The 16,911-nt window shown below is 63.3% G+C and carries 16 protein-coding genes; 7 read left to right on the top strand and 9 right to left on the bottom strand.

All coding sequences use genetic code 11. The features are described 5' to 3' along the window. Positions 1–6 precede the first annotated feature (6 nt). A complete protein-coding gene (gene ligD / locus EHO51_RS01490; protein WP_124737401.1) occupies positions 7–2,565 on the top strand; it encodes a DNA ligase D in 2,559 nt (852 codons plus the stop codon). On the opposite strand, the gene EHO51_RS01485 is transcribed toward ligD, so the two are convergent. Further along, on the bottom strand, positions 2,562–3,368 hold the full coding sequence (locus EHO51_RS01485) for a Ku protein (RefSeq protein ID WP_124737400.1): 807 nt from the start codon (positions 3,366–3,368) through the stop codon (positions 2,562–2,564). The genes ligD and EHO51_RS01485 overlap by 4 nt on opposite strands. 159 nt (positions 3,369–3,527) lie before the next feature. On the opposite strand from EHO51_RS01485, the gene EHO51_RS01480 reads away from it, so the two are divergent. Both EHO51_RS01480 and EHO51_RS20420 read left to right on the top strand, forming a co-directional pair. Beyond that, complete coding sequence (locus EHO51_RS01480) at positions 3,528–3,800, top strand: NepR family anti-sigma factor (RefSeq protein WP_124737399.1); 273 nt, start codon at positions 3,528–3,530, stop codon at positions 3,798–3,800. A 201-nt stretch (positions 3,801–4,001) separates the two neighbouring features. Next, a complete protein-coding gene (locus EHO51_RS20420) occupies positions 4,002–4,286 on the top strand; it encodes a hypothetical protein (protein WP_164479323.1) in 285 nt (94 codons plus the stop codon). A 19-nt stretch (positions 4,287–4,305) separates the two neighbouring features. Here the strand turns inward: EHO51_RS20420 and EHO51_RS01475 are convergent, their stop codons facing one another. The 8 genes from EHO51_RS01475 to EHO51_RS01440 all read right to left on the bottom strand — a co-directional run bounded on the left by EHO51_RS01475 (position 4,306) and on the right by EHO51_RS01440 (position 12,272). Then, positions 4,306–4,509, bottom strand: a complete 204-nt coding sequence (locus EHO51_RS01475; RefSeq protein ID WP_124737398.1) for a CsbD family protein — start codon at positions 4,507–4,509, stop codon at positions 4,306–4,308. A gap of 107 nt (positions 4,510–4,616) precedes the next feature. Next, positions 4,617–5,132 (bottom strand): YchJ family protein, encoded by a 516-nt coding sequence (locus EHO51_RS01470; protein WP_124737397.1) that lies wholly within the window; start codon positions 5,130–5,132, stop codon positions 4,617–4,619. Between the two features lie 115 nt (positions 5,133–5,247). Then, positions 5,248–5,520 carry a formate dehydrogenase subunit delta gene (locus EHO51_RS01465; RefSeq protein ID WP_124737396.1) on the bottom strand — a complete coding sequence of 91 codons (273 nt, stop codon included), beginning with the start codon at positions 5,518–5,520 and terminating at the stop codon, positions 5,248–5,250. Next, positions 5,510–6,337, bottom strand: a complete 828-nt coding sequence (gene fdhD / locus EHO51_RS01460; protein ID WP_124737395.1) for a formate dehydrogenase accessory sulfurtransferase FdhD — start codon at positions 6,335–6,337, stop codon at positions 5,510–5,512. The genes EHO51_RS01465 and fdhD overlap by 11 nt, the downstream gene beginning before the upstream one ends. After that, complete coding sequence (gene fdhF / locus EHO51_RS01455) at positions 6,334–9,213, bottom strand: formate dehydrogenase subunit alpha (protein ID WP_124737394.1); 2,880 nt, start codon at positions 9,211–9,213, stop codon at positions 6,334–6,336. Before fdhF ends, fdhD begins: the two co-directional genes overlap by 4 nt. A 10-nt stretch (positions 9,214–9,223) precedes the next feature. Further along, positions 9,224–10,774 (bottom strand): formate dehydrogenase beta subunit, encoded by a 1,551-nt coding sequence (locus EHO51_RS01450; protein ID WP_124737393.1) that lies wholly within the window; start codon positions 10,772–10,774, stop codon positions 9,224–9,226. Further along, the gene (locus tag EHO51_RS01445; protein ID WP_029648326.1) at positions 10,774–11,247 is read right to left on the bottom strand and encodes a formate dehydrogenase subunit gamma; all 474 of its coding nucleotides are present in this window, start codon (positions 11,245–11,247) and stop codon (positions 10,774–10,776) included. The genes EHO51_RS01450 and EHO51_RS01445 overlap by 1 nt, the downstream gene beginning before the upstream one ends. Positions 11,248–11,372: 125 nt before the next feature. Then, positions 11,373–12,272 (bottom strand): LysR family transcriptional regulator, encoded by a 900-nt coding sequence (locus EHO51_RS01440; RefSeq protein ID WP_029648327.1) that lies wholly within the window; start codon positions 12,270–12,272, stop codon positions 11,373–11,375. Positions 12,273–12,511: 239 nt separating this feature from the next. Here EHO51_RS01440 and EHO51_RS01435 point away from each other — a divergent pair, with 239 nt between their 5' ends. The 4 genes from EHO51_RS01435 to EHO51_RS01420 all read left to right on the top strand — a co-directional run bounded on the left by EHO51_RS01435 (position 12,512) and on the right by EHO51_RS01420 (position 16,899). Further along, positions 12,512–13,912, top strand: coding sequence for a HAMP domain-containing sensor histidine kinase (locus EHO51_RS01435; RefSeq protein WP_124737392.1), 1,401 nt, complete (start codon positions 12,512–12,514; stop codon positions 13,910–13,912). Next, positions 13,909–14,592 carry a response regulator gene (locus EHO51_RS01430; RefSeq protein ID WP_124737391.1) on the top strand — a complete coding sequence of 228 codons (684 nt, stop codon included), beginning with the start codon at positions 13,909–13,911 and terminating at the stop codon, positions 14,590–14,592. Before EHO51_RS01435 ends, EHO51_RS01430 begins: the two co-directional genes overlap by 4 nt. Before the next feature lie 174 nt (positions 14,593–14,766). After that, a complete protein-coding gene (locus EHO51_RS01425; RefSeq protein WP_124737390.1) occupies positions 14,767–15,327 on the top strand; it encodes a DUF3280 domain-containing protein in 561 nt (186 codons plus the stop codon). A gap of 156 nt (positions 15,328–15,483) precedes the next feature. Beyond that, entirely contained in the window at positions 15,484–16,899 is a 1,416-nt protein-coding gene (locus tag EHO51_RS01420; protein WP_124737389.1) for a D-alanyl-D-alanine carboxypeptidase family protein, read from the top strand. Positions 16,900–16,911: the final 12 nt, after the last annotated feature.

Genomic DNA, 16,911 nt, shown 5'->3' with positions numbered 1-16,911 from the left:
CCTCGCATGTCGCTCGCCGACTACCGCAGGAAGCGCGATTTTGGGGCGACGGGCGAGCCGAAGGGGCGAGGCGCGCGAAAGACCGGCAGCCGCTTCGTCATACAGAAACATGCCGCGAGGCGGCTGCATTACGATCTTCGCCTAGAGATGGACGGCGTTCTGAAAAGCTGGGCCATCACCAGAGGTCCAAGCCTTGTGCCCGGCGAAAAGCGGCTTGCTGTTCACGTCGAGGACCACCCTCTCGACTATCGCGACTTCGAAGGCGTCATTCCGGAAGGCCAATATGGCGCCGGCGAAGTGATCGTATGGGACAAGGGCGTGTGGATTCCCGAAGGCGATCCGCACAAGGGCTATGCCAAGGGCCACCTCGATTTCGAATTGCGCGGCGAAAAGCTCGGCGGCCGTTGGCATCTCGTGCGCATGGCGCGAAAACCGCGCGAGAAGCACGACAACTGGCTTCTCATCAAAAGCGAGGACGAATTTGCGCGTGCGCCTGAAGACGAGGACATACTTGAGGAGATGCCGCGTTCGGTAGACACCGGGCGCACGATCGGTGATGTGGCAGACGGCAAGCCGGCGCGGCGCTCGAAAAAAGCCGCCGCGCCAAAGCAGGCCGCCGCGCCCCGGTCAATCAGGACAAGCGCCGTCGCGCCAACGCAAGCGCCTGCGGTGGACATCGACCCGTCGCGTCTCAAGGGCGCAAAGAAGGCGCCGCTGCCGAATTTCGTTGCGCCGATGCAGGCCAGTTCCGGCGCCGCGCCGGCGAGTAAGGAATGGATTCACGAAATCAAATTCGACGGCTATCGCGTGCAGGCGCGCATCGAGGCGGGACGCGTACGGTTGCTCTCACGCAGCGGTCTCGATTGGACGAAGAAATTCGGCGATGAGGTCGCGTCAGCGCTGCGCGCCCTGCCTCTCGGCGCCGCGCTCATCGACGGCGAAATCGTCGTCGAGACGAGTTCAGGCGCGTCGGATTTCTCTGGGCTGCAGGCCGATCTGAGCGCAGGGCGGACCGATCGCTTCGTCTATTGGGTCTTCGATCTTCTTTGCCTCGACGGATACGATCTGCGCGGCGCGACCTTGCTGGAACGCAAAAGGTTGCTGGAAGCGCTCTTGGGCGCTGAGAACGGCGACAGGGTTCGTCTGAGCCTTCACTTTGAGGACAGTGGCGCGGTCGTGCTGTCGCACGCGTGTCGGCTCGGTCTCGAAGGCGTGGTGTCGAAGCTGCGGGATTCGCCCTATCGCTCTGGCCGCGTGAAGAGCTGGATAAAGGCCAAATGCTTCGCGCGGCAGGAATTCGTCGTCGCAGGCTATACGCCGTCGACGGTGTCGCGTCGGGCGATCGGCGCCCTCGTGCTTGGCGTCTACCAGAATGGCGTGCTTTGCCATGTTGGCCGCGTTGGCACAGGATTTACGGCCGATATGGCGCAGGAGCTTTTCACGAGACTCGATCCCATGCGCACCTCCTCGAGCCCTTTCGGCGCGCGCCTCAGTACGGAGGCCGCGCGCAATGTACGCTACGTGCGGCCCGAACTGGTCGCTGAGGTGGAATTTCGCGGCTGGACGGGCGATCAAAATCTTCGGCACGCCTCCTTTCGCGGTCTGCGCGAAGATAAGGACGCGCGCGACGTCGTTCGCGAAAAGGCGCCGCCCGTTGAGCGGGCGACAGCGGCGAGAGTGGAGCAAAGCGCCGTGAGGCTCACCCATCCCGATCGGCTCTATTGGCCGGATCAAGGCGTCACCAAACAGGGCCTCGCCGATTACTACGCCGAAATCTGGCGCTATATCGCGCCCTTCATCGTCAATCGCCCGCTGGCGCTGCTGCGTTGCCCCAACGGCGTCGAGGGAGAGAAGTTCTTCCAGAAGCATGCCTGGAAGGGCATCGATCCGAACATCGTGCTCATCGACGACCCGAAAGGCGAAGAAGACCCCTTGCTCAGCATCAAGGATCTCAACGGCCTGATCGCGCTCGTTCAATCCGGGACCCTGGAAATTCATCCCTGGGGCTCGACGGCGTCGGACTGGGAGCGTCCTGACGTCATCATCATGGATCTCGATCCCGGCGAAGAGGTTGCGTGGGAGTCCGTCATTGCGGCAGCGGAAGAAACGCGGGACCGACTCCAAGACCTTGGGCTCGCCGCCTTCGTGAAAACATCCGGCGGAAAGGGCCTTCATGTGGTGGCGCCCGTGAAGCCCAAAGCGGAATGGCCAGAGGTGAAGGCTTTCACCAAAGGCATCGCCGATGCGATGACACATGACAGCCCGAGCAAATATGTTGCAACGATCACGAAATCGAAGCGCCGCGGAAAGATACTCGTCGACTATCTGCGCAATCAGCGCGGCGCGACGGCTGTCGCGCCCTACTCCACGCGCGCTCGTCCGGGAGCCGCCGTCTCGGTCCCGCTCTCCTGGGACGAACTTAGTCCGGCGATCGGACCTGACTATTTCACGATCGCGAAAACCCTCGCGCGCCTCGAGTCGCTGCAGAGCGATCCGTGGGAAGGCTTTCGTCAAGCGGCGGCGCCGATCGAAACGCCGAAGACGCGGAAAAAGAGAAAAGTCTAGCGACGCTTGGAGCCGCGTTTTTCCGCATCGATGCTCTTGCGGAGCGCATCCATGATATTGACGACATTGCTCGGAGCCGCCGGCGCTTGTTTTTTGCCCCGAGCGGGTGTGTGCTCCTTCTTCTTTCCGGAAATGATGTCCAGCAACTGCGCTTGCACGGGATCATGGGTCATCGCCGGGTCCCAGTGACTCTTGCGCTCATCGATCAATTTGGAGATCAGGGTGAGAGCTTTCGCGTTCGGCGGTTCGGCGCCGATCTTGTCGAGGTAGTCCTTCGGATCGCGCACCTCGTCGGCGAAGCGCAATGTCCAGAGCACAAGCCCCTTGTCGCGCGGCTCGACCATCACGGCGCGCTCGCGTCGATACATCACGAGCCGCGACAGGCCGACTGTGCCCGTCGCATTCATCGCATCTCGAATCACGGAGAAGGCCTCGACGCCGATGGGATCATCCGGAACGAGATAGTGCGGCTTGTCGAACCAGATCCAGTCGACGCTCGCGGCCGGAGCAAAGGTCTCGATATCGATCGTTCGCGTGCTTTCGAGACTTAAGGCGTCAAGCTCTTCATCTTCGAGCAACACGTAATCGTCTTCGCTGCGCGGATAACCTTTCGCCGCGTCGTCTTCGCCAATCGGCGCGCCGGAGACCGCGTCGACATATTGACTGACGACCCGGTTGCCCGTGTTCCGATTAAGGATGTGGAAGCGAACTTTGTCGCCTTCAGTCGTGGCCGGCGTCATCGCGACCGGACAGGTCACAAGCGAAAGCTTCAGATAGCCCTTCCAGAATGACCGCGGCGCCAATCTAAACCCTCCGAGGGGCGGGAACTCTCCAACTCCCCAATAACGTTCCGTCGAATGCATCGTTCCGCTTGCGCCCTAATCGCCACGAAAAAAGACAGTTAGCGCTCCTAAGGGAACTTTGCCCTTCGAATATTGTTGAATTCAATCATGACTCTTCACATGCCCGTTGTCATTGGAGTCGACGGCTCCGATATCCAGAGCGCCGCCCAAGGGCTCTTCGAAATGAATAAGAAGGCCGAAATGCAAACCTCGAAGGGCCGCCGACGCGCGCCTGGGGGCCCGCGCGACGTGGCGCAGCAGCTCTCCTTCCTTGGGATCGATGGGGAGTTGACCTCCCGGCTACGCGACGTATACGCGAAGAGCCTCTTAGAGCCGATGCCGGATAAGTTTCTCGACTTACTCGTGCGACTTTCAACGTCAGTCGCCAAATAGCCTGTAGCGTTGTTGCTCACGCTCTCTTGGAAGGCGTGACGGGCGCCTTGAGCTGAGACGCGCTAAGTGACGATAGATAAGCAATGAGCAAAAAAATGATTGCCTGTCGTTCAACAGGCAATCATCAAGGGTCTAGGGTCGAGGGAATCATTTTTGACTGCGCAACCACTGCTCGATCTCCGCTTGTCGCGGTTCCCGAACATGGATGAAACGCTTTCGCGGCGCTTCGACTTGCGGCAAAAGCAGCATCTTGCGGACAATTTCCACAGTGCGCCGCCAGTCTACACCCAGTTTTGGCTTCAAACTCATTTCGGCTCTCCTTTCAAGGGAGACGGATATGAAAACAACTCTCCCTTTTTAAGAATGTTCCAAGATGTCGGCAAAGCTCCGTTCTCACCTCTCTTCGCCTGCGAAGAGATCGCCTCGATAAAAAAGCCCGAACCTGAGGTTCGGGCCGAGAAGCGCCAGGTGCGGGCGTCACGCTAAGCCCGCGACGCGCAAAAATTCACGAGTTTAGAGTCTTCAGCCAAGCGTCAACCTCTTCGCGAATGCGGTCCCGCCCTTCGCCGTAGCGTTCTTGAAGAACGCCCTCAAACTGTTCGCGCTTGCCGTCCATGCGCGCGAGATCGTCGTCAGTGAGTTCCGCCCACTTCTCTCTTACCTTGCCCTTGAACTGCTTCCAGTTGCCTTCGACACGATTCCAATCCATCGCCGTTCTCCCAAGGTTAAGGAGTTCCACGCCGACGCAACGCGGGCGGAACCGCTTTGTTCCAGGATTTGGCGGCAGGTGAATCGCAGCGTAGGGCGAATTGCCGCTCAGGCGGCTGCGCCGCAGCACTTCTTGAATTTCTTGCCGGAGCCGCAGGGACATGGATCGTTACGGCCCGCCTGCTTGCCCTTCACGACGGGCGCGCTCTTGCGATTGGCCTCTTCGAGGAAATACCATCGGCCATCCTGCGCGTCATGTCGAAACAGCGATCGCTCCCGATGCGCATAACGTTCGCCTTCGCTGGAGAAATGCGCGACGAATTCGACGTAGCCGGTTTCATCGCCCTGCAGCCCCTGTTCCGTCGACAGGATTTCAAGCCCGAGCCATTGCGAGCTGCGCGACCAATGCGTGATGGCCTTGCGATCAAAATCGTACCGCGACTCCGGCGCTAAGGAGTCGACAAGGTAGTCGATGTCACCCAATGCGAAGGCGGTGTACCGCGAACGCATGAGCGCTTCAGCGCTTGGCGCCGGCAGTTTCTCTTCGATGTAACGGGCGCAGCAGGCCGCATAGGAAAGCTGTTGCGCGTCCATCGCGCGGCAGGGACATGTCTGGTCGTTCATCGCTCAGTCGGAGTAAGAATGATCGCGCGGCTGCGCCAGGGTCTCAGACCTAGGCGACGAACGCGCCGACGTCCAATGTTTTGCGACATGGAGAGTGCGAGCAATCGAGCGTTCGTCAGCCGTCCGAACCGCCTTCGCCGGGACGCAATTCCGAAGCAGCGGCGCCCGCTGGGTGTTTGAGGCGTTTCACCGCCTCGATCGCGATCGGATCGAGGCCGGCGCCGCCATGTTCGACATGCGCGACGATAGCGTTCCGCATACGCGGGTCCCAGAACTTCTTCAAATGATCCGTCATGCTCGCGACGCCTTCAGGATGCTTCTGAGCCACGAAGAACGTGCCGATCTGGTTAGCCATTCTGACGAGCTTATCGACCGAATCATGCGACATGTGCGGAAACCTGTTCGAGGATGCGTCCTGGATGGGTGAAGACTTCGAAGTCCCGGCCGCGCATGACGGCGACGAGAGTCATGCCGCAGTGTTGCGCGTTGCGCACCGCGAGCGCGGTCGGCGCCGAGACGGCAGCGATGATCGGCGCGCCCAGGCGCGCGGCCTTCTGCACGAGTTCGACGGAAACCCGGCTCGTCATCAGCACCACGCCCTGCCCCGCGGCGATGGCCTGGCGCGTCAGCGCGCCGGCGAGCTTGTCGAGCGCGTTATGGCGGCCGACGTCCTCGCGCGCAATCAGCGCCCCGGAGACGGGATTCCAGAAGGCCGCGGCGTGAATGGCGCGGGTCTCCTGATTATATTTCTGAGCCGCGGGCAGACGCTCCATCGCCTCGATCAAGGCGTCGGCGCGCACCGACAGCGCATTGTCGAGAATCGGCAGAATGCGCGTCGCCGCCTCCAGACTCTCAATGCCGCAAAGACCGCAGCCTGTCGGTCCCGCCATCGACCGGCGCCGCTCGACATAGGCTTCCTGCCGTCCGCCCTTGAGCCAGGCGCGCAGTTCAATGCCGGCGTCGGAGACGACGATCTCGACGTCGCCCGCCTGCTCCGGCGAATCGATCAGCCCCTCCGTCAGCGCGAAGCCGATCGCGAAATCCTCGAGATCCGCTGGCGTCGCCATCATCACCGCATGGGTGGAGCCGCCAAAGGTGAAGGCGACCGGCGTCTCTTCGGGGATCACGCGAGAAGAACGCGCCGTCACATCGTGACGGCGCGCCAGGCATTCCACCCGTAGTGTCGGCGGCGGCCTCTCCGTCATTCCGCCGCGTCGATCGTGCTCGCGATGCGACGGCTCTGCTCCGTCAGCTCGCGATACTGATGCTGCCAGTCCGTCGGTCCGTTGGTGGTCGAGACCTGAACCGCCGTGACCTTGTATTCGGGACAATTGGTGGCCCAGTCGGAATTGTCGGTCGTGACCACATTGGCCTGGGTGTTCGGATGATGGAACGTCGTATAGACGACGCCCGGTGCCACGCGATCCGTGATCTTGGCGCGCAGCGTCGTCTCGCCGGCGCGGCTCGCCACCTTCACCCAGTCGCCCTCGCGTACGCCGCGATCTTCTGCGTCATGCGGGTGGATCTCGAGGACGTCCTCGGGATGCCACTGGCTGTTTTCGGTGCGTCGCGTCTGCGCGCCGACATTGTACTGTGACAGGATGCGGCCGGTGGTGAGCAGCAAGGGGAAGCGCGGCCCCACCTTCTCATCGGTCGGCACATATTCGGTGATGACGAATTTGCCTTTGCCGCGCGCGAAGCCGTCGGTGTGCATGATCGGCATGCCTTCCGGCGACTGATCGTTGCACGGCCACTGCACGGAGCCGACCTCGGCGAGACGTTTGAACGACACGCCCGCGAAGGACGGCGTCAGCCGCGCGATCTCGTCCATGATCTCGCTGGCGTTGGCGTAATTCCAATTGAGTCCCAGCTTGTTGGCGAGCAGCTGGGTGACTTCCCAGTCGGCGTAGCCATTCTTCGGCGACATCACCTCGGTGACGCGTTGGATGCGGCGCTCGGCGTTGGTGAAGGTGCCGTCCTTCTCAAGGAAGGTCGCGCCCGGCAGGAAGACATGCGCGTAGTTCGCCGTCTCGACCAGGAAGAGATCCTGCACGATGACGATGTCCATATTCGCCAGCGCGCGCGACACATGGCGCGTATCGGGGTCGGACTGCAGAATGTCCTCGCCCTGGACATAAAGTCCCTTGAAGGTGCCTTCGATCGCCGCGTCGAACATGTTGGGAATGCGCAGACCGGGCTCCGGATCAAGCGAGACGCCCCAATCCTTTTCGAACGCCTGGCGCGCCGCATCGTTGGAGATGTGGCGATAGCCCGGCAGCTCGTGCGGGAACGAGCCCATGTCGCAGGAGCCCTGCACATTGTTCTGACCGCGCAGCGGATTCACGCCGACGCCGCGACGGCCGAGATTGCCGGTCGCCATGGCGAGATTGGCGATGCCCATGACGGTGGTGGAACCTTGGCTATGCTCCGTCACGCCGAGGCCGTAGTAGATCGCCCCATTGCCGCCGGTGGCGTAAAGACGCGCCGCGCCGCGAATGTCGGCGGCCGGCACGCCCAGCACGCTTTCAAGCGCCTCGGGGCTGTAGCGGTCGTCGGCGACGAAGGCGGCCCAGTCCTGATATTCGTCCCAGTCGCAGCGCGCTTTGACGAAGTCGAGATTGACGAGGTTTTCCTTCACGATCACATGCGCCAGCGCCGTGACCATCGCGACATTGGTGCCCGGCTTCAGCGGAAGATGATAGTCCGCCTCGACATGAGGCGAGCGCACGAGGTCGATGCGGCGCGGATCGATGACGATCAGCTTGGCGCCCTCGCGCAGGCGCTTCTTCATGCGCGAACCGAACACCGGATGCGCGTCGGTCGGATTGGCGCCGATGACCAGAATGACGTCGGCGTCGTCGACCGAGTCGAAATCCTGCGTGCCGGCGGAGGTGCCGAAGGCCTGCGCCAGTCCGTAACCCGTCGGCGAATGGCAGACGCGCGCGCAGGTGTCGGTGTTGTTGTTGCGGAAGCCTTGACGCGCGAGCTTCTGAACGAGGTAGCTTTCCTCATTGGTGCAGCGCGACGAGGTGATCACGCCGACGGCGTTCTTTCCGTATTTCTCCTGCGCCGCCTTCAGCCGGTCGGCGGCGAAGCCGACCGCTTCGTCCCACGAGACGACGCGCCAGGGCTGGTCGATCGATTCGCGGATCATCGGCTCGAGGATGCGGTCGCCGTGGTGGGCGTAGCCATAGGCGAAGCGGCCCTTGACGCAGCTATGGCCATGGTTGGCCTTGCCGTCCTTCCAGGGAACCATGCGGACGACTTCCTCGCCGCGCATCTCAGCCTTGAAGGTGCAGCCGACGCCGCAATAGGCGCAGGTCGTGACCTCGGAATGCTCCGGCTGACCGACGGCGACCACCGACTTCTCGATCAGCGTCGCGGTCGGGCAGGCCTGAACGCAGGCGCCGCAGGACACGCATTCCGACTCCATGAAAGCTTCGTCCATGCCGGCGGAAACGCGCGATTCGAAACCGCGGCCCGATATCGTCAGCGCGAAGGTGCCCTGCACTTCCTCGCAGGCGCGCACGCAGCGGTTACAGACGATGCATTTCGACGAGTCGAAGGTGAAGTAGGGGTTCGATTCGTCCTTCGGCTTCCAGTCGAAATTCACTTCGCCATTGTTGCGGGCGAAGACGTGATTGGCGCCGTCATAGCCATAGCGGACGTCGCGCAGGCCTACCGCGCCCGCCATGTCCTGAAGCTCGCAGTCGCCATTGGCCGCGCAGGTCAGACAATCGAGCGGATGGTCGGAAATATAAAGCTCCATCACGCCGCGGCGGATCGCGGCGAGGCGTGGGGTCTGCGTCTTGACGGAGATGCCGGGCGCAACCGGCGTCGTGCAGGAGGCCGGCGTGCCGTTGCGGCCTTCGACCTCGATGACGCAGAGCCGGCAGGAGCCGAACGCCTTGATGCTGTCGGTGGCGCAGAGCTTCGGGATCTCGGTGCCGACCTCCATAGCCGCGCGCATGATCGACGTGCCCTCGGGCACGGTGACGCTCTTACCGTCAATGGTCAGCGTGACCGATTTTACGGATGGCGATTCGGGCGTGCCGTAATCGATTTCTTTGATAAGCGTCATGGCGGCTACCTCACTCGGCGGCTTCAAGGGCCGGCTTGCGGAAGTCCTCGGGAAAATGTCGAAGCGCGCTCTCGACCGGATACGGCGCAAAGCCGCCCAATGCACAGAGCGAGCCAAACTTCATCGTGTGGCAGAGATCCTTGAGGAGCTCGATATTCGCATCGACGTCCATGCCGCTGCGTATCTTGTCGATGGTCTCGACGCCGCGCGTCGATCCGAGCCGGCACGGCGTGCATTTGCCGCAGCTTTCGATGGCGCAGAACTCCATGCCGAAGCGCGCCATCCAGGCCATGTCGACGGTGTCGTCGAAAACCACAAGTCCGCCATGGCCGATGAGACTGTCCTTGGCGGCAAAGGCTTCATAGTCGATCGGAAGGTCGAAAAGCGACACGGGCACATAGGCGCCGAGCGGACCGCCGACCTGAACCGCCCGGACGGGACGACCAGAGCGGGTGCCGCCGCCAATCTCGTTGACGACTACGCCGAGCGGAATCCCGAAGTCCGTCTCAAAGAGGCCGCCATATTTGACGTTGCCGGCGATCTGCAGCGGCATCGTGCCGCGCGAGCGGCCGACGCCGAGATCGGCGTAATGCTTCGCGCCCTTCTCCATGATCATCGGGATCGTGGCCATGGACAGCACATTGTTGATGACCGTCGGCTTGCCGAAAAGCCCGACATGGGCCGGGAGCGGCGGCTTGGCGCGCACGATGCCGCGCTTGCCCTCGAGAGATTCGAGCAGCGAGGTCTCCTCGCCGCAAACATAAGCGCCGGCGCCGATGCGCAGCTCGACGTCGAAGTCGAAACCCGAGCCCTTGATGTTCTTGCCGAGCCAGCCCGCCTCAAGCGCCGTCTCAATCGCCGCCTGAAAGACCTTGGCGACGATCGGATATTCGGAACGCAGATAGATATAGCCCTTGGAGGCGCCGACGGCGTATCCGCAAATGAGCATGCCTTCGATCAGCGAGAGCGGATCGCCCTCCATGATCATGCGGTCGGCGAAAGTGCCGGAATCGCCCTCGTCGGCGTTGACGACCACATATTTTTGGCCCGGCGGACAGTCCGCCACCGTCTTCCATTTGATGCCCGTCGGAAAGCCCGCGCCGCCGCGGCCGCGCAGGCCCGACTTCGTGACCTCTTCGACGACGGCCACGGGCCCGATCTCGAAGGCGCGCTTGAGGCCCTTGAAGCCGTCATGCGCCTCATATTCGGCGACCGACAGCGGATCGATGACGCCGCAACGCACGAAGGTGACGCGGTTCTGCTTCTTCATCCAGGGATGTTCGTCGACGATCCCGATGTTCAGCAGATGCGCGCCGCCGGTCAGGAACCCGGCGTCAAACAGCGACGCGACGTCCTTGACCTTGGCCGGCCCGTAACCGACACGGCCCGCGGGAGTCTCCACCTCGATCAGGGGCTCGAGCCAGAGCATTCCACGCGAGCCGTTTCTCACGATCTCGATTGTTTCGCCGCGGGCTGCGGCCTCTTGTGCGACGGCGGCGGCCAGTCTGTCGGCGCCCATCGCGACGGCGGCCATGTCCAGCGGGATGTAAAGCTTCACCATCAGTCGCGCGCCTCCGCGGCGATTTCGTCAAGCATTTCAGCGTCGACGCGGCCGATCGGCTCGCCGTCGTAAAGCGCTGAAGGGCTGTGGGCGCACAGTCCCAAACAATACACCGCCTCGACCGAGAGGGCGCCGTCCGGCGTCGTTCCACCCCAGTCAAGCTTCAACTTGTCGAGAAACGCCCGCGCCTGTCGCTCCGCCCCCATCGACTGGCAGGATTCGGCCCGGCAGATCTTCAGCGTATGGCGGCCGTGCGGGGCGCGGTGAAAGTCGTGATAAAAGGTGACGACGCCATGCATTTCGGCGCGCGAGATATTGAGCGCCTCGGCCATTTCCTTGACGGCGGCGTCGGGCACATAGCCGAATTCTTTTTGAAGCGCGTGCAGAATGGGCATCGCGGGTCCCTCGAGACCCATATGGGCGGCGATGATCTCCCGCGCGCGCTCGTCGCTATACTGAGCAGCGCCAGACATTTCTTCCCTTTCAGCCTGGACGTTGCGCATATGCGGTCGTCCTATTTAGACTAATTCCGAGAACAGTGCCGGAAATCCAAGGCGCGATCAATAGCGACCATCCGTTGTGCGATAGGGCGATCCTATCAACCGTCCAGCGTGTGGCTTTCCGCCAGCTTTTTGGCCTCCGAGACCAAGGCGGCGACCAGCGGGATCACCGGTTCGCGCTGCGGCGCCACAAGGCCGATTTCATGCACAGCCTCCGGCTCAACGATGGGAATCGAGCGCAGCGGCGCCGCCACGTTTAGGGTCTTCGCGAGCTTCTCCGGCAGCACCGTCGCCCAGCGGCCGGATCGCACATGGTCGAACAGCAAGATGACATCGTTCGACTCGAGGATCGGCACGGGCTCGGACCCGCCCTTGCGAATGAGCTGCTCGACGATGCGACGGTTCTGCATGTCTGGCGTGAGCAGACAGAGATCGATGCGCCCGACGTCAGCCCATGTCACCCGGTCGCGGTTCCCAAGCGGGTTGTCGGCGAAGGTCAGCAGCCGGTAGCGTTCGGAGCAGAGCGGCACGGTGCGCACGCGGCCAAGCGGCTCATTGTCGAGATAAGTAATGCCGGCGTCGATCTCAAGATTGTCGAGCATGGTGAGCACCTCGCTCGACGACGCCGAGATCACGGAAAAGCGCACCGCCGGATGCTTCTCGCGATAGGGCGTCGTCAGCGCCGAGACGATGCCAAGCGCGGTCGGGATGACGGCGATCTTCAGCTGGCCGGTGAGGCCTTCCTTGAGCGTGCGAACTTCCTGGCGCATCGCTCGCGCATCGCCGACGATGCGCTTCGCCCATTCGAGCACCCGCTCGCCCTCGGCGGTCAGCCCGTGGAAGCGCGAGGAACGATTGACGAGCAACACGCCGAGCGAATCTTCGAGCTGCTTGACGCCGGCCGAGAGCGTGGGCTGCGTAACGCCGCAAATCTCCGCCGCGCGCGAAAAGCTCTTCTCTTTGGCGACGGCGATGAGGAATTCAAGCTTGTCGATCACGACCGAGTCCACAAACGGGTCGCCAAGACGCAGCGTCCAGGCCGTCACTGGCGCTTTCCGTCAGCCCGCACGGCGTCACATTAGCATATCCGCCCAGGCCGCGCCGAAATTTTGAAACGAATCCAAATCCCTCGCGCCCAGGCAATTTGCCCGATCAGAGCCTAAGCGCATGATGCGCGCTGGACCTCGTTTCGATTCCTGCTCTACTGAGCAATGGGTTTTTCGTCGAGGAATGCGCCATGCGGTTGATCGTTGGGCTCGTCTTGCAGCTTGTCGGCATCACCCTCATCTGCCTTACGCTGACCGCGGGCTGGGTGATGGTCGACGCGCACCGCGCAATCGAAACGGAAGCGGCGACGTCCGCCGAGCGCGTGGCGCACCACCTCGAAAATCTCTACTGGCAGGCCATCCTCTGGCGGGGCAGCATGCGGCGCGACAAGATTCTGCCCGTCCCCGACTGGGAGTCGCTTTCGACCTTGAAGCTCGTTTCGCCGGGCGTCTGCATCAGCTATGCGCCGGGCGACGAAGCGCCGCGGACCCTTTGCAGTCAGCTCGAGGGCGTCGGCTCCGCCGCGCCGACATGGTTTGCGGCGGCCTATGAGCGCATATTCGGCGCCCATGCGCCGATCGTTCGGCCCTTGACCGTACGGCAACCGGAGACCGGCGCAATCCTCGTCAGGGCGGACGCCGACGCGGCCATCCGACAAGCCTGGCGGCAGATATCGATCATCGTCGGCGTTGCGGCCTCGATGGCGATCTGCATTTGCCTTCTGGCGGCAGCCGCCATCGTCCATGCTCTGGCGCCGACCCGAGCCATCGTCCGCGGGCTGCGCCAGCTGGAGCAAGGCAACTACGCCAGCCGGCTTAAGGCGCTGACGAAGGGGGAGTTCGGCCTGATCGCGCGCGCGGTCAACGACCTTGCCGAGCGGCTGGCGCGGACGACGGCGGAACGCGCCGCGCTCACGAAGCGGCTGTTCGAAGTCCAGGAGGAGGAGCGCCGCGCCCTCGCCCGCGACCTCCACGACGAATTCGGCCAGTGCCTGACGGCGACCCTCGCCTTCGCCGGCTCGATCGAGACGGCGGCGGCCCGGATTGATCCCGGCGTCGCCGAGGACGCGCGTTCGATCGCGCGCGTCGCCAAGCGCATGATGACCACCCTGCGCGACGCGCTTGCCAGGCTGCGCTCGCAAGACCTCGACGAACTTGGGCTCGAAGCCTGTCTCGTTCAGCTCGCGGCGAGTTGGAACGCCAAAGCGGAACGAAAGGCGCTCATCCACCTGCGGCTCACGGGCGACCTCGCCAACCTTCCTCAGACGATTTCAACGAGCCTCTATCGGATCGCGCAAGAGTGCCTGACCAACGCCATGCGGCACGGCGACTCGAAAAATGTCTATCTGCGCGTCGAGCGCGTGGCGCCAGACGACGGGCTCGTCGCGCTGACAGTCGAAGATGACGGCGGCGGCGACGCCTCCCGCCTCGCCGCAGCCTCCGGCCACGGCATTCTCGGAATTCGCGAGCGCATCGCGGCTTTTGGCGGAAGTCTGTCGATCAGCGACGCCACAAAAGGCGTACGCGTCGTCGCGCGCATTCCGCTTGTCGCCTTCGACAGCGCGCCGATGAAAGGTCTGGCGCCCGCATGACCGCAATTCTTCTCGTTGACGACCACCCGATCGTTCGGGAGGGATATCGGCGGCTCCTGGAGCGCCAGCCGGATTACAGAATCGTCGCCGAAGCCGCCAACGCCGCGGAGGCCTATCAGGCCTATCGGAAGGTTTCGCCCGACATCGTCATCATGGACCTTTCTCTCCCCGGCGCGAGCGGCGTCGAAGCGGTCCGCCACATCAGGCAGTGGGACAAGGGCGCGCGCATTCTGATCTTCACCATGCACAGCGGCGCGGCCTTTGCGCTGAAAGCCTTCGAAGCCGGCGCGTCCGGCTATGTCACCAAAAGCAGCGACGCCGCCGAGCTGCTCCGCGCCGTGACGATCGTCGCCAAAGGCGGCCGGGCGCTCAGCGACGACGTCGCGCGCGAGATCGCCGCGGAGCGATTGGGCGAGGGCCGCGCGCTCGTCGATGAGCTTGGCCCCAGAGAGACGGAGATCTTGCGGCTCGTGGCGTCTGGCCGAACGACCGAGGACATCGCCGGCATCTTAAATCTCAGTCCGAAAACCGTTCAGAACTACCATTATCAGATCAAATCCAAGATCGGCGCGCGCACCGACGCCCATCTCGTCTGGCTCGCCATCGGCGCAGGACTTGTCGGCGACGCGTCGGCGACCTCATCGGCTCCGAGCGCTTCCCGACCACATGGAATCATGTGATCGACAAGGAATCGCTCAAAATCAAAATGTTGGAGCAGGTTCTCATCGAAAAAGTCTGTCAACTTTTTCGGAACCTGCTCCAAAGGAAATTTGCCCAGACCGCCGCAGGCGAAAGGCCGAAGCTTCCACCGCTTCGCGCAGCTACGCCTTCAACTGCAACAGCGGAGCCTGGCGATGGTTAAGAAGACGCTCACTCACCTTTTGTTATCGGCGCTCGTCACAATCGCGACCGGAGCCGTCGTGACCGGCGCAGGCGCGCAATCCTCGCCGCCGATGAAACTCGCGGTCTTCGACATCGAGCTCGACGACTTCACCGCCGGGGGGCCGATCGCCGGGGAAAGCCCGGAAGAAACCGCGCGCCTCCAACGAATGACCGCGCTGGCGCGCGAACTCCTGGCTCAATCCGGACTGTTCGAAATCGTCGACGGAAGCGCGGCGACGGATCAGAGGGTCAAGGACCATTGGCTGCGAAAGTGCAACGGCTGCGACGCCGACATCGCGCGCACGCTCGGCGCAGACCTGTCCTTCGTCTGCTTCTTTCGAAAAGTCAGCGTGATGGAGCAATATCTCGAACTGCGCATTCGCGACGTGCGCACGGGAGAACTGGCGCATATCTCGCAGACGGATCTGCGCGGGGAAACCGACCAGTCTTGGACCCGTGCGCTGAAATTCCTGATGAGATATCATCTTGTCGGGCCAGAACTCGCGCGTCGAAATCACCCGCTTCAGCCGTGACGGCGGCGCGCCCTTACTCATGGTTAACAGGTTATCAACAACCGCCCCCGAATCGCCCAATTCCACGCCTATTCCGGCTATGCGCCTCAGGCGCTATTATATAGATGGCGTTTCATGCGATCCCGCGCGTTCAGCGCCGGGTAACGGGGCTAGGCGATGAACTTCTCGAAGTCCACATTGATTGCGGCGGCCAGCGCATTGCTGATCCTGTTTGGCGCCGCGGCGCCCAGCCGCGCGACCCCGTCGATCGTCGTCGACGTCGCGTCGGGGGCCGTGCTCTCGCATGAGCAGGCGACCGCCTCCTGGTATCCCGCCTCCGTGACGAAGCTGATGACGGCCTATGTCGCGCTCGAAGCGGTGCGCCAGGGACGCATCTCGCTCGAGACGCCGGTGATGATGTCGCCGCGCGCATGCAGCATGGCGCCTTCCAAGATGGGCTTCAGACCCGGCTCGGAAGTCACCCTGCACAATGCGCTCGTCATGCTGATGGTGAAATCCGCCAATGACATCGCCGTCGCCATCGCCGAAGGCGTGTCCGGCTCGGTCGAGGCCTTCGCCGATGAGATGAACCGCCACTCCGCCGCCCTCGGCATGACGCAGTCGATATGGGTCAATCCCAACGGCTTGCCCGATTCGCGGCAGGTCACGTCGGCCCGCGACCTCGCCATTCTCGGCCGCGCGCTTTACCTGCAGTTTCCCGAGCACGCCAATCTGTTCAACATCGGCGCGATGCAGCTCGGCAAGCAGATCATCCCCACGCATAACCATCTTCTCGGCCGCTACGCCGGCGCCGACGGCATGAAGACGGGTTTCACGTGTTCGGCCGGGTTTAATCTTGTGGCCTCCGCCACGCGCGGCGGCCGGCGATTGATCGCCGTCGTTCTCGGCGCGCCCAATCCGATTCTGCGCACGGCGAAGACGGCGGCGCTGCTCGATCGCGGGTTCCAGAGCGGCGCGGCCGTCGCCTCTTTGGCGTCCCTCCCCAGCTCCGGCCCAACGGCGGCGCCCGACTTGCGCGAGTCGGTGTGCCATCACCGCGGCCCCGCGGCGGCTGAATTCATGGCGGAGATCGAGGACGCCTCGGTCCCGGTCGGCTCAGGCGTTCCGCTGCTCGACACCCTCGGGGGCGCTCCGCAGCAGCAGATGAACGCCAAGGAGATCGCGCATCTGCCGCGCCCGCGTTTTGAGCCCGTGTCGGTCTATGTGGGACGCGCGCCGGGCTATGCCGGACCAGTGGCGCGGGCGCGCGCGCCCGGAGCGCCGGTCGGCGAGCAGCCCGATCTTGCCGCCTATGCGGCGCAGCCTGACGCCGGCGACGCCAGCGCCTCGCCGATCAGCAAGCCGGCGCCCGACGCGGTGTCGCTGCGACGCGCCAAACACGCCAAGGCCGTGAAAGCGGCGCGCGCCGCCAAGGCGGCGAAGGCGGACGCTGCAAAGGTTGACGACATCGTCGCCGACGAACCAGCCGCGAAGCCCAAGGCGGCGAGGAGCGCGACGAAGCCGAAAGCGGCCGCGGCGCAAAAGCCGGCCACCTCGAAGGCGCACTCCGCCGCCGAACCGGGCAAGAGCTGAGAACCCAAAGAT

It is taken from the genome of Methylocystis rosea (genome assembly GCF_003855495.1).
In the GTDB taxonomy this organism is placed as follows: domain Bacteria; phylum Pseudomonadota; class Alphaproteobacteria; order Rhizobiales; family Beijerinckiaceae; genus Methylocystis; species Methylocystis rosea_A.
This window is presented reverse-complemented; position numbering and strand designations above follow the sequence as displayed.